Below are 11308 nucleotides of genomic sequence, written 5' to 3'. Positions count from 1 at the left end.
CTGATCGACCGGCGTCTGTATCTGCCCACGTCATGGACGGATGACCGGGAACGGTGCCGGGCCGCCGGCATCGCGGACACGGTGGGCTTTGAGACGAAGGTGGTGATGGCCAAGGCCATGGTCCGCCGGGCGATCGCCGGGAGGATTCCGTTCCGGTGGGTGACGGCGGATGCCGCCTACGGCTTTTCCAAAGGCTGGCGCACGGAGTTGGAGCGGGCGGATGTCTTCCATGTCATGGCGACCACCCGGCATGACACCGTCGTCTCGCGGTGGGCCATGGACCATCCCGTTCACGACCTGTTTCCCGGGCTGCCCCGGCAGAAGTGGAAGCGTCGTTCCTGTGGCGACGGCGCCCACGGCCCGAGGGTCTACGACTGGGCCAGGGTGGAGGTCCGGCCCTGGCATCGCGAGGACCGCCGGCACTGGGTGATCGCCCGCCGAAGCGTCAGCAGGCCCGATCAGATCTCCTACTACATCGCCTACTGCCCCGCCGAGACCACACTCGACGAACTCATCCGTGTCGCGGGCAGCCGGTGGGCGGTCGAGGAATGCTTCCAGACCGCGAAGCAGGAGTGCGGCCTGGACGACTACCAGGTCCGCCGTTACAACGGCTGGCACCGCCACATCACCCTCGCCATGGCCGCCCACGCCTGCCTCACCGTCCTGCGGGCCCGCGAACTCGATACAGAGAAAGCAGAAACGGATCCTCCGACCTTGTCCCCCTCAGCCTCCCCGAACTCAGGCGTCTGATCCACCACCTCACACGCCGCCGCCCAGCACCCATCGACCACGTCCTGCACTGGTCACACTGGCGCCGCCAACGCCAACACCAGGCCCGCGTCAGCCACTACAAACGACACGGCCACACACCACCCGAAACTGCCAACCAGTCAGACCAAAGACCGTTGCAGTACTAGTACGGGCCGTGACCGCGACCAACGAGGCGGCCGCACCCTGGTTGTTGGCGTACGCCTCGCGCTTGCCCACACTCCAGGCGGAAGCGCCAGCTGGCGGGGAGCGTCATTCCAAACGTGCGCTGTTCCCCGGGCTGGTTTCTCGGATCGCAGCCTCAGAGCTGGCGTGTTCGACGTACCTGTCAAACTCGCCGGATGAGGAACGAGGGTGGGAGCGCGGGTCACCTGGACGTGCGGGCGCTATTGCTGCGGACGGACTGGAATGCCGTGGAGCACTGCTGCCCAAATGTGGCGCCGATGACGCCGGTGATCCTTCGGCAGCTGCTTGATGACGATCCGCGAGTCCAGGCACGGCGGTGCGGGACCTGTACGGCGCGGTGACGCACCAGGAAACCTTCTACAGCGCCACGGCGCCAGCTGCGTTGTTCGTCGCAGCGATCCTGGGCGATCCGCGGACGCTGGCGATGGTCACAAGCCAGAGTCCGTGGGAGGTCGACCAGCACGGTGAGCAGTTGTCCTTGCTGCGGGTGCTTCTGCTCGGCTGGCTCGCGGGCACCGCCCAGGACACGGACTATCCGCCCGAGTGGCCGCCCGGCAGGCAAGAAGACATCGACGCGTTCCTGCGACCCGGCCAGCCCTCTACGACGCGGTGCACCCGTTCCTCGGCGACAGTGAACAGCCGGTCCGCGACGCCGCCCTCTTTGCGCTCCTGCCACTGCTGTCCGACCCGGTGCTGGCGCATCACATCCCCGCCCTGACCGACGCGGTCCACGAACTCGCCGCCCGCGACACTCCCTACCACTGGTACGCCATCGACCGACTCACCGCCTGGGGCCAGGACACCTCCCGCTATCCCAAGCCGCAGCCGGACCCGAACCTTTTCGCCGGTGTGGTTGCCCAGGACGTCATCCACGGCGACCACGACCCGTGGGCAGGACTCCTCGAGCCGTGGCTGGACTCTGTGTACGACAGCCTCCAATAGGGCCCGCCAGCGGCCGTTCCCGATCAACCGGGGGCACCTCGCTCGACGTCTCTCTCGTATCAGCCCGGGCACGGCCGCTGGCGGCCGGACCATCGGCTCGCTGCGCTACAGCGCTTCCTCATGCACGACCCTCTTTCCGGGTGCTGCCCGGTGACCTGGGTCAAGCATGGTCCTCGGTCCCTCGATAGCGTGTGCTCCTGGAGAGGGGGCTGTGTTGTTCTACGAGGGTCTCGCGTACGACGATCTTGTCGACTGGGCTGGTGAGGGGGGCGTTACACGGGCCGATCGCCAGACGGTGTTGCGTGTCGGCGGCGGGAGGTAGGCACTCCAGTCAGTGGCGGCGCGTCGGCGCCACTGCTGGGCGGTAACGACGTGGAGGCCGAGCATGGGGGCGCTCGGTCAGGCACTGCTGGAGGAGTTCCCAGTGGGAGTCGTCGTCGATTCCGACGGGGTCGGCCTTGGGCCGGTGCGGGACGAGGAGGGGGCCGCTGTGGCCGCGGCGGGCGGCCCAGACGACGAAGTCGCGGACCTCGTAGCGGGTGCTCGGGCTGCCTGCGAGCCAGGCGTCGACCTCGTGCTGGGTGGCGTCGGCCAGCGTGAGTCCCTGTTCTTTCAAGCCCGTCCGGCTCTGTGAGGAGGGACGCCTGACCGGGACGGTGCAGGCAACCATCACCCGTACCGAGCGCGGGCGTGCGGCCGAGGTTGCCTGGGTGGTGGGGACTCCGTGGCAAAGACGCGGGATCGCCACTGAGGCGGCACGAGGACTGATCGCCTGGCTCCAGGAGAAAGACGTACAGGTGGTCCGTGCTCACATTCATCCGGATCATCGGCCATCCGCTGCCGTTGCCGCCGCCGTCGGCCTCGCTCCGACCGGTCACCGGCACAAAGGCGAGATCAGGTGGGAGTTGCCGTTGACGCAGTCCTCCGCCGACAGGCCCTGAGCGTCAGCCGGAGAAGGACGGATCAACCGCGCCGCAGATCTGGGGCGTCGGATTGCTCCTACGAGCTTCGGTGCGGCCCACGGGTGTGGACTGAACCGTCGGCGGGGTCGGCCGACTCGGTGCGCACGGGCACGGAAGGCGCGGACGTCGCGGAAGCTGCTCCGCGACTCGGTGGCGGGCGACGGCGCCGATGGTCAGGCTGGTGTCATGCGAAACCGAGCGGCCATGAGGGAGGGCAGCTTCCGGCACCGCGGGGCCGAGCTGGTCTACGACGATGCCGGCGAGGGTCCTGTGGCCGTCTACGCGCACGGCGGTTTCGTGAGTCAGGCCGCAGAGGACCGGATGGGCCTGTTCTCATGGACGCCGGTCCTTGAGGCGGGCCGACGCCTGGTCCGTTATGACGCCCGGGGGCACGGTCGGTCGACCGGCCACCCTGTGGACAGCGACTACACGTACCAGTCGCTTGCCGGTGACCTGCTGGCCCTGCTCGATCACCTGGGCGCCTCGCAGCCTGTCGCCGCCATGGGTGCGTCGATGGGCTGCGGCAGCGTGCTGCACGCCGCAGTGCGTGCGCCCGACCGGTTCTCCCGGCTGGTCCTGCTCATCCCGCCGACGGCCTGGACGACGCGGGAGGCTCATGCGCGGGCCGCTCGGGAATCCGCCGAGGCCGTCGAACGGGAGGGACCGGACGCATGGCTCACCGCCAAGGCGCAACAGCCTCGTCCGGCCGTCGTGGCCGACGTTCCCGAACTGCCGCCGACACCCGCCGAAGGGCTGCTGCCCGCCGTTCTGCGTGGCCTGGCGACGTCCGACCTGCCCTCACTCCCGGAGGTCGCCGCGCTGCGCCGGCCAAGCTTGGTGCTGGGCTGGGTCGGTGACCCGGGGCACCCCCTGTCGACCGCGCAGACGCTGGCCCATGTGCTGCCGCACGCCGAACTGCACGTGTCGGAAACACGCGCCGACATCCGCACCTGGGGGGACCGCATCGCCGACTTCCTGAGCCGGCCCCGGCCATAGGCGGCCGTGTCCCTCGGATCGTCTCCTCGTCCACGTGGCAGGAACGCCGGATCGCTCGTGCAAGCGTTGTCTCAGCGCAGATCGAGCAGCATCACGTCATGGAGGTCCGCGCCCTCGCGCCCGTGGCCGCGCCTCGCCGATCTTGCGGTATCCCCACGCCCGGTACGCGGCCGACGCCGCCTTGCTCGCCGACGTTCAACAGCACCCGCTCGGCTCCGACAGCGTCGAGCAGCGTCAAGTGCAGACGCCGCGCCACAACCTGTCCCCGCCACGGTCCGCGCACGGCGAGTTCCATGAGCCCGAAGGTGCGGTGCCCGTCCTCGCGCCGCATGTCGTCGGGCACCGGCTCGGTCAGTTCGTCCCACCACACCGTGTCGGGCCCGAGCGGGTTGCCGTCATACAGGACGCGAGGCACAGAAGCCCCGCCAATAAGGCTAGAACTCGCGACCAGCTCACACTCCCACACGGAGATGAGGAACGGACGAGGCGCCGCTGCAGCATGAAGGTGCCGTTGATCTGCTCGACCACCCACCGCTTCGGTCGCGGGACGGAGCCCTTGCCGTCGCCTGGGTTGCGGCGGACCACCCCGGGGAGTTGGGGGGTCGAGTTGTACCCCCCACAAACCCAACCTGCCACGCCTGGCGCAGAAGCGGTCTCCTGGAACCGCGCCTCGGTCACGACCCCACCGACCGTCGCTCCCTTCCCTCCACCGATCGAATATGAGGTCCACTCCATGGAACGTCGCAAAGCGCTCGGACTGATCGCCGGTGGCGCCGTCGCCGCCGCGTCCTTCACGGCTCTGCCTTCCTTCGGTGCGGAGACCAGCCGCGCCGCAGGCGCCACAGGACAGGGCAAGGACGCAGCCAAGGGCGGCTACACCTTCGCGCTGGACAAGAACGTCCAGCGGACCTCGGTACGGTTCAAGAACCGCTACGGCAACGAGGTCTCTTTCCGTAACGGAAAGATTCGTCTTGCCGTGATGGAAACATACCCCTACTCTTTCCGTCATGGAAACTCACGGGGATACCATCCGTCCGACCCCTCAGCAGGCCCGCGCTGCGCTGGCCGACATCAACCAGGTCACGGCGTCCGCCGCTGCCGCGTCCGCCACACCGTGGCCTCTTTGGTTCACGGCCGTGCTGACGCTATACATCGCTGCCGTGCCACCTGTCTGGGGAGGCATGCTGGCCACTCCTCAGTGGCTGCTTCCCCACGCTGCCTGGAGCGCCGTCATGGCGGTGATGACCGCGGTGTACCTGGGGCTGTTCGTCGCCGCGGCCGCGCGGTGGCGCGAGAAGACCGGTGTGGCGCTGCGCCTGGACGTGCTGCCCAAGCGCGCCACCCTGCCGCTCATGATCGGGCTGCCCTCGCTGCTGCTGGGCTCGACTTTTGCCTTCCGCGCCAGCCGGGAGCCGCTGTGGCTGCTCGCCGCCTCCGCCGTCGGTGCCGCGGTGTCGATCGGCTTCCACCTCGCCTTCGTGCGCCTGCACCGGAAAGCCTCGTGAACAGCTCTGCCCCCGACCCCATGGACGGCTTCGACGCCACCATCCACGCACCCATCCGACTGCGTATCTGCGCACTGCTGGACACCGCCGGCGAAGCCGAGTTCGCCTTGGTTCAGCGGCAGCTCGCCCTCTCCGCCTCCGTGCTCAGCAAGCACGTTGCGGTGCTGATGGAGGCGGGCTTCGTCGAGCAGCGCAAGGCCGTGCGCGACACCCGCCAACGCGTCTGGCTACGCCTGACCCCGTATGGGCGCGAGGCGTACCAGGCGCATCTCGCCGCCCTGCGCGCCATCGTCGGGCCCGTGGCCCACTGACACCAGGACGGAGCACGACCACCCTCGTCATTCGTAGAGCCGTCGCCGCACCCTGCGGGGACGGCCTCTCCGCTATCGCAGCCGGACTCGGTCAACATGAGTGACCGTCACCATCTGTGCCCTGCGCTCCAGTACGCGTTTACGCAGCTCAGACAGTCGACGATGGGCACGAGCGCCGGTGATTCTCTTGGCGGAGCGCCTGGGGCTCAGTTCAGCCAGTTCCTCAGGCTGGCAATCCGCCCGGGTATGTAGGGCTTGCGGCCGGCACGGTGCTGCCGCGACTCGGGCCGCCTCGGCGCCGTATGTAACAGCCGGGCGCGCCTGGTGCGGGCTGAGCTGTGCAGGGGCGGTACTTCTGGACTTCGAGTTCACCGGTCGCCGCGTTGAAACAGCCACGTTCACAGGAACCCGATTTGTCGGCGGAGCCAACTTTGCACACGCCGAGTTCATCCAGCACGGCCACTTTCACGGTGCTCGTTTCGAGCAGGGCAGCGCGCACTTCTTGGGCGCCTGGTTCGGGTCGCGCGTCGTCTTCTTGCGCACCGATTTCGGGGACAAGCCGGCGGTCTTCGACGGCGCCACGTTCGCCGGCATGACCTTCTTCGACGGGGCGATCATGGGTGGCGGTGTCTCCTTCGAGGCTGCCCGTGCACTCGCTGAGTTCAACCGGAACTGGGGCAGCATTCGGCAGTGGCCCGAGGGGTGGACCGAGCGACAACTGGCCGCCGACGAGCGTATGCCGCTTCTAGCTCCGAAGTTCAGCCACTGGCCTGAGGTGAACCTGCCGCCTGGCTGCTCAACGTGGACCCTGATTGTTCCCGACGATGGCAGCACACCTACGGACTGACCTTCCCAGCCCCAGGATCGACTCCAGAGGTCCAGGGCGGTCACCGGCTGAAGCGGACGGCATCCTGCAGTTCCAGCAGGGGCCGGCTGATGCCTCTTACGTCCTCATCGGTTGCCAGCAGTGCGTGGGTGAGCGCCGGCATGGCGTTGACACTGGCCCGTTGGGCAGGGTCGGCTGTGGCGGCCACATCATCGGCGGCGGCGTACGCGTGGTTCCGTGCGGATTGCTGGTGGTCGTCTTCGACGGTTCCTCCTCCGAGCCGCAACGAGCCGGGCAGCGAGGTCGAGATCGAGCAGCCGCCCGCCGCCTCCGGAGGGCACGAGCACCCGGCTGCACCCCGCGGCCGGGCGCCGCGGACGCAGCAGCGAGTTCCGTGGGCGGCCGATGCTGTGGCCGGCGGAAGAGTCGCGGCCGGTCTGCGACGAAGCCCACGACCGTGGACGTGGTCGGCGCATCGCGGACATCCGCCAGGAGCGGGAACTCCTTGCCGCGGCGTGGGTCGGCGGGCAGTTCTCGGGGCTCATGCCCGTGCTGGTGCCAGCCGCGCCAGGTGCGGCTGACCTCAAAGTGGTCCAGGCCGAGGCCCTGTTTACTCCGACACCTTCCGGGTCAGATCCTGCGCCACGCGTGCGAGCCACACGCCGAACTCCTGCCGGTCGTGTCCATGTCCCGCGCGCAGGGCGCTCACCTGCGCATCGGTGAGTCTGTTCGGCTCGTCCACCGTGAGCAGCCCGTTCAGCTCGCGCAGTACGGATGCCAGTCGCACGGCATCGGTGTGCTCGATCGGATCGACACCGTGCCCGGCCTTCAACGTCGTTGAACCCGGCATCACGCCCTCCTTCCAGCGCCCCCTCCCCCACAGCGTAGACCTGCCCGGACGAACGGAGGGCCGGTGAACGGGGGCCACCGCCGAGGGTGAGGCAGCCCCCTGACGAGCCACCCGTCCGGGCTTGTCGCGGTCAAGGCGTACAGCTCACCCGCGAAAGCGCGGGCGTCGCCCCTGATCAGCGGTCCATGCCGCCGGCCAGGGCAAATGGCAACGGGACACCATTTGGCCGAAGTCTGCGGAACAGGGCCGGCGCCGTGTACGACCTGATGTGCAGCCTGGACCACGCGGCCCTGTGCGCGGCCCCGGGTCCGGTCTCCGCCCCGTTCACCATGCGCGGCTGATCGACTCGAGCAGGTGCCTCGAGCTCCGCGCGGTCCCAGCCCTCCATCAATGGGGACCGCCACGTCCCCGGCACGTGGAGTCAGCGGAACGCCGGTCCGGTCCGGGGGCGGACGTGGAGGCTGTCTGCCAGACAGGTCGTTGTTGCCGTCGCCTCCGGTGAGGACATCGGCTCCGTGCTGGCCCTCGCTGCGGTCGTTTGCCCGCACTGCCGGAGATCTGGTCCTTCCCGGCTCCGCCGCACAGGATGTCGTTGCCGCCACGGCCGTCGATCAGGTGGCTGCCGCCGAGACGAAGACGACGACGTCGTCGGGCGTGCCGACGATGAGGTCGGCGCGGCTGTCATGTCCCGCCGCTTGGCCCGCCCCCGAAGCAGCCCAAGGCAGCCCCGACCGCCCTCGCGACAGCGGCTCGGGCCGGCGTGATGACCGCCTCACCCCATGGGACACGGCCGAAGTCGCCGCGTGTCTGGTCACGCCGACATGGTGTGCTCGCCGCCTTCGGCGTCTTCCGCGCAGGCGGCGGCCAGGTCATCGAGTGACAGGTGCAGGGCGTGGGCCAAGGCTGCCACGGTGAAGAAGGCAGGGGTCGGGGCTCGGCCGGTCTCGATCTTGCGGAGGGTTTCAGCGGACACCCCGGCGGCGGCTGCCACGTCGACCATGCTGCGGTCACCGCGGGCCTGGCGAAGCAGGATGCCGAAGCGCTCTCCGCGTTGCCGCTCTTGCGGACTCAAAGGAACTCTCACCATGCCCGTGATACTAATACCGGTATAAGTATTGGTCGACATTGCATCGCAGGGAGTCACGACACATGGTGGAGATCAAGACCGACACGGCACTGGAGACGATGCGAGAAGCCGGACGCGTCGTGGCCCACGCACTCGCGGCCGCCCGCGCAGCGGCAGCCGTGGGAGTTCGCCTGCGGGAGCTCGACGAAGCCGCCCGCGCCGTTCTCACCACGGCCGGAGCACGCTCTCCGTTCCTGGGCTACCAGCCCTCCTTCGCCCCCATCCCCTTCCCTGCCGTGATCTGCGCGTCCGTCAACGACGCCGTCGCGCACGGCATCCCCGACGGCTACCGCCTGCGCGACGGCGACCTGGTCAGCATCGACTGCGGAGCCGAACTCAACGGCTGGACCGGCGACGCCGCGATCAGCTTCACCGTCGGCACCCCTCGCCCCACCGACATCGAACTCATCGCCGCCACCCAACAGGCCCTGGACGCCGGCATCGCCGCCGCCACCGTCGGCCACCGGATCGGAGACATCTCCCATGCCATCAGCACGGTCGCTCGCAAGGCGGACTGCGGCATGCCGGCCGACTTCGGCGGCCACGGCATCGGCCGCCAGATGCACGAAGACCCCCACGTTCCCAACCACGGACGACCCGGCCGTGGCTTTCCCCTGCGCCACGGCCTCACCCTCGCCATCGAACCCATGCTCATGGCCGGAGGACGCAACGACTACTACACCGACCCCGACGGATGGACCCTGCGCACGATCGACGGCAGCCGAGCCGCTCACATCGAACACACCATCGCCATCACCGCGGACGGCCCCCGCATCCTCACCCTGCCTTGACCTCGGATCCGTTCACAGCCGGCAGCCAGACACATCGGCCACTCTCCGGAAGCACCGCGATCACGGCCCCTACCGGCGCCGAGCCCGGCTGCCGGCTGCACCCGACCTGCTTGGTCCAGCCCTCGCGGCGGAAGGTGTTACGCAGTCACAAGGCAGCGGATCTGCTTGCCGATCACGGTGACGTCGATCGTGACGTCCTTGCAGAGCAATCGAGCATGGCCAGGCCGCGGCCGGACTCGCCTTCCGCGCTGTCGAGCGCAGTACCACTGTTCCGCGGCAGTCGGTCGGGCTCCGGGTCGGTGACGCTGATGATGACGCCTTCGGCGGTTACCTGGACCTCGGCGATGAGCCGCAGGTACATGCTGGATGCGTGCTCGGGGGCCTTCGGCGGTTCGATGAACATCGGTCTGGTTCCGTGCGAGGTCCGGCCCCTCACTGCGAGTCTTCCCCCGGCCCTGGGTCATGGACCTGCGCCGCTGTTGCTATCGGGCGACGTAGCCGCCGTCGACGGGGAGGCGACGCCGATGACGAAGCAGGTTCCGGCGCTGCACCGCCCCAGGCCGCCGACCGGGGCAGCTGAGGGCGCGCCCCCGACCGCGAGCAGCGCAGCCGGGGCGGCGAGCGGCCGGCTAAGAAGCGGAGGCGGCAGACGACGCGCAGGCGGGGTGTCCCCAGCCGTCGGGGTTCTTGGCGATCGTCTCCCCCTTGGCGTACGGGTGCCCGCAGCGGCACCGGCCGGGGAACTTCGCGGTGACCGAACCGCTCGAGGATCCCGATGACGAGCGCCGCTGCGATGCGGGGCGGCGGGAACGTGCCTTGGACGTCGAGGGGGTCGGGCTGTCGGGCGGCGGCAGAGCCGAGCCGGCGGCGGACCCGGCCGGCTGCTGCGTCCGCGCGGCGTGGCTTGCCGCTCCGTCGGCGGCCGCGTTCAGCCGGTCTCCGTCCACCTGGTGGGCGGGTGTGTAGACGAACTGCACGTCCCGGCCGGCCAGCAGCGCGTCGATCGCCATCACCAAGTCCTGGTTGGCCACCGGTGTGCCCGCGGCCGTCTTCCAGCCCTTGCGGCGCCAGCCCGGCAGCCAGGTGGTGACCGCCTTCATCGCGTATTGCGAGTCCATCCGCACCTCCAGCGGTGCAGCCGCCTCGACGGTCTCGAGAAGCCGTCGCAGCGCGGTCAGTTCGGCGACATTGTTCGTCGCACGGCCCAGCGGGCCCGCCTCCCAGGACTCCACTTCGCCGTCCGCGCCCGCGACGACCCACGCCCAGGCCGCCGGCCCGGGATTGCCCTTCGATGCCCCGTCACACGCGGCGATGATCCGTTCCACCATGCCCCCGATGCTGCCATGCCTAGCAACCCTCCTCGGCGCGGGGAGGGCGAACGGGGCGCGCTGTGGCGGGTTGCGGCGGGGCGTTCAGCCCTTCTGGCGGGGGTGGTTGTCTCGTGTGACGACAGCGTTCACCCCAGCGCTCTCGGCACGTCTCCACCCCCAGAGGCGGAACCACGGGCGGGACCACGGCAGGGCTCACGGGGGCAGCTCGGCCTCTGGGGGAACCTCCGGATCGGGCGGCTCCGGCACGATTGGCGGATCGTCCTCGTCCACCGGTGGCAGCGGGAGCTCGACGAGGGGCGGCAGCCTGGCGTCGACCGGCTCCTCCTCGGTGTCGCGCGGCCCCAGCCGCGCGGCCTTCAGCGGCCTGCGTGTAGACGGCATCAGGCGGCCACCTTTCCGATCGCCGTGTCCGCCACGACCCGGCCGTCGCGGATACGGACGCCCCGGGCGAGGGCGCGAGCCTGGGGCTGTCCCTCGTGGACTCCATCGCCCGCGCGCACGGCGCGGCGGCGACGGCGGCGACGGCGGCGACGGCGGCGACGGCGGCGACGGCGAACCCGGAGGGCGGCGGCCTGACGGTCCGGGTGCGTTTCGAGGCTGCGGCGGGCAGGCGGTAGGGGTGTGTCGTCGGTCGGGCCGGATCGGCCGCTCCGTGCTGGTGCCGGGGAGAAGAAGGGTCCTACTCCCCCGTACTCCGCGGGCATAGGCTCGCCG

Annotated in this window: 15 protein-coding genes and 2 pseudogenes; 9 read left to right on the top strand and 8 right to left on the bottom strand. The window is 69.7% G+C overall.

Annotation, left to right across the window (positions count from 1 at the left end; translation table 11 throughout):
- Positions 1 to 750: IS701 family transposase (locus ACIQ7Q_RS11830; RefSeq protein WP_403859142.1), on the top strand; the 750-nt coding region annotated here is incomplete at its 5' end.
- Between the two features lie 162 nt (positions 751 to 912).
- Here the strand turns inward: ACIQ7Q_RS11830 and ACIQ7Q_RS11825 are convergent.
- A pseudogene (locus ACIQ7Q_RS11825) lies at positions 913 to 1008 on the bottom strand (HNH endonuclease); the annotation flags it as partial.
- Between the two features lie 555 nt (positions 1009 to 1563).
- Here ACIQ7Q_RS11825 and ACIQ7Q_RS11820 point away from each other — a divergent pair.
- Positions 1564 to 1896 (top strand): hypothetical protein, encoded by a 333-nt coding sequence (locus ACIQ7Q_RS11820; RefSeq protein WP_403859140.1) that lies wholly within the window; start codon positions 1564 to 1566, stop codon positions 1894 to 1896.
- 331 nt (positions 1897 to 2227) lie between these two features.
- Here the strand turns inward: ACIQ7Q_RS11820 and ACIQ7Q_RS11815 are convergent, their stop codons facing one another.
- A complete protein-coding gene (locus tag ACIQ7Q_RS11815) occupies positions 2228 to 2512 on the bottom strand; it encodes a hypothetical protein (protein ID WP_403859195.1) in 285 nt (94 codons plus the stop codon).
- Here ACIQ7Q_RS11815 and ACIQ7Q_RS11810 point away from each other — a divergent pair.
- On the top strand, positions 2436 to 2837 hold the full coding sequence (locus ACIQ7Q_RS11810) for a GNAT family N-acetyltransferase (RefSeq protein WP_403859138.1): 402 nt from the start codon (positions 2436 to 2438) through the stop codon (positions 2835 to 2837). The genes ACIQ7Q_RS11815 and ACIQ7Q_RS11810 overlap by 77 nt on opposite strands.
- A 207-nt stretch (positions 2838 to 3044) precedes the next feature.
- Positions 3045 to 3854, top strand: a complete 810-nt coding sequence (locus tag ACIQ7Q_RS11805; protein ID WP_403859136.1) for an alpha/beta fold hydrolase — start codon at positions 3045 to 3047, stop codon at positions 3852 to 3854.
- Positions 3855 to 3925: 71 nt separating this feature from the next.
- On the opposite strand, the pseudogene ACIQ7Q_RS11800 reads toward ACIQ7Q_RS11805, so the two are convergent.
- Positions 3926 to 4248 (bottom strand): annotated as a pseudogene (locus ACIQ7Q_RS11800) (GNAT family N-acetyltransferase); the annotation flags it as partial.
- A 613-nt stretch (positions 4249 to 4861) separates the two neighbouring features.
- Here ACIQ7Q_RS11800 and ACIQ7Q_RS11795 point away from each other — a divergent pair.
- The 3 genes from ACIQ7Q_RS11795 (at position 4862) to ACIQ7Q_RS11785 (ending at position 6517) form a co-directional block, all read left to right on the top strand.
- Positions 4862 to 5359: a hypothetical protein gene (locus ACIQ7Q_RS11795; RefSeq protein WP_403859134.1), complete on the top strand. Its 498-nt coding sequence runs from the start codon at positions 4862 to 4864 to the stop codon at positions 5357 to 5359.
- Entirely contained in the window at positions 5356 to 5670 is a 315-nt protein-coding gene (locus ACIQ7Q_RS11790) for a transcriptional regulator (RefSeq protein WP_403859132.1), read from the top strand. Before ACIQ7Q_RS11795 ends, ACIQ7Q_RS11790 begins: the two co-directional genes overlap by 4 nt.
- Before the next feature lie 100 nt (positions 5671 to 5770).
- Entirely contained in the window at positions 5771 to 6517 is a 747-nt protein-coding gene (locus ACIQ7Q_RS11785; RefSeq protein WP_403859130.1) for a hypothetical protein, read from the top strand.
- A gap of 589 nt (positions 6518 to 7106) precedes the next feature.
- Here the strand turns inward: ACIQ7Q_RS11785 and ACIQ7Q_RS11780 are convergent.
- Positions 7107 to 7346 carry a hypothetical protein gene (locus ACIQ7Q_RS11780; protein ID WP_403859128.1) on the bottom strand — a complete coding sequence of 80 codons (240 nt, stop codon included), beginning with the start codon at positions 7344 to 7346 and terminating at the stop codon, positions 7107 to 7109.
- Between the two features lie 811 nt (positions 7347 to 8157).
- Complete coding sequence (locus tag ACIQ7Q_RS11775; protein ID WP_403859126.1) at positions 8158 to 8433, bottom strand: helix-turn-helix domain-containing protein; 276 nt, start codon at positions 8431 to 8433, stop codon at positions 8158 to 8160.
- Between the two features lie 62 nt (positions 8434 to 8495).
- Between ACIQ7Q_RS11775 and map the strand changes: the two genes are divergently transcribed.
- Positions 8496 to 9263: a type I methionyl aminopeptidase gene (gene map, locus ACIQ7Q_RS11770; protein ID WP_403859124.1), complete on the top strand. Its 768-nt coding sequence runs from the start codon at positions 8496 to 8498 to the stop codon at positions 9261 to 9263.
- Positions 9264 to 9435: 172 nt separating this feature from the next.
- Here the strand turns inward: map and ACIQ7Q_RS11765 are convergent, their stop codons facing one another.
- From ACIQ7Q_RS11765 to ACIQ7Q_RS11755, 3 genes are all read right to left on the bottom strand, one after another.
- Positions 9436 to 9666, bottom strand: coding sequence for a hypothetical protein (locus ACIQ7Q_RS11765; RefSeq protein WP_403859122.1), 231 nt, complete (start codon positions 9664 to 9666; stop codon positions 9436 to 9438).
- Positions 9667 to 9892: 226 nt separating this feature from the next.
- Positions 9893 to 10591, bottom strand: a complete 699-nt coding sequence (locus ACIQ7Q_RS11760) for a ribonuclease H (RefSeq protein WP_403859120.1) — start codon at positions 10589 to 10591, stop codon at positions 9893 to 9895.
- Positions 10592 to 10786: 195 nt separating this feature from the next.
- A complete protein-coding gene (locus tag ACIQ7Q_RS11755; protein WP_403859118.1) occupies positions 10787 to 10975 on the bottom strand; it encodes a hypothetical protein in 189 nt (62 codons plus the stop codon).
- A gap of 95 nt (positions 10976 to 11070) precedes the next feature.
- Here ACIQ7Q_RS11755 and ACIQ7Q_RS11750 point away from each other — a divergent pair, with 95 nt between their 5' ends.
- Positions 11071 to 11211, top strand: coding sequence for a hypothetical protein (locus ACIQ7Q_RS11750; RefSeq protein WP_403859116.1), 141 nt, complete (start codon positions 11071 to 11073; stop codon positions 11209 to 11211).
- Positions 11212 to 11308: the final 97 nt, after the last annotated feature.

The sequence above is a fragment of the Streptomyces sp. NPDC096176 genome (assembly GCF_044763255.1).
In the GTDB taxonomy this organism is placed as follows: domain Bacteria; phylum Actinomycetota; class Actinomycetes; order Streptomycetales; family Streptomycetaceae; genus Streptomyces.
The sequence above is the reverse complement of the archived record's forward strand: the minus strand, read 5'-3'. Positions and strand labels throughout refer to the sequence as shown.

What these genes read in the sequence shown, in the direction of transcription:
- ACIQ7Q_RS11805 (WP_403859136.1), top strand. Translation starts at nt 3,045, where the DNA reads ATGCGAAACCGAGCGGCCATGAGGGAGGGCAGCTTCCGGCACCGCGGG.
- ACIQ7Q_RS11795 (WP_403859134.1), top strand. Translation starts at nt 4,862, where the DNA reads ATGGAAACTCACGGGGATACCATCCGTCCGACCCCTCAGCAGGCCCGC.
- ACIQ7Q_RS11780 (WP_403859128.1), bottom strand. Translation starts at nt 7,346, where the DNA reads ATGCCGGGTTCAACGACGTTGAAGGCCGGGCACGGTGTCGATCCGATC.
- ACIQ7Q_RS11775 (WP_403859126.1), bottom strand. Translation starts at nt 8,433, where the DNA reads ATGGTGAGAGTTCCTTTGAGTCCGCAAGAGCGGCAACGCGGAGAGCGC.
- map (WP_403859124.1), top strand. Translation starts at nt 8,496, where the DNA reads ATGGTGGAGATCAAGACCGACACGGCACTGGAGACGATGCGAGAAGCC.
- ACIQ7Q_RS11765 (WP_403859122.1), bottom strand. Translation starts at nt 9,666, where the DNA reads ATGTTCATCGAACCGCCGAAGGCCCCCGAGCACGCATCCAGCATGTAC.
- ACIQ7Q_RS11760 (WP_403859120.1), bottom strand. Translation starts at nt 10,591, where the DNA reads ATGGTGGAACGGATCATCGCCGCGTGTGACGGGGCATCGAAGGGCAAT.
- ACIQ7Q_RS11755 (WP_403859118.1), bottom strand. Translation starts at nt 10,975, where the DNA reads ATGCCGTCTACACGCAGGCCGCTGAAGGCCGCGCGGCTGGGGCCGCGC.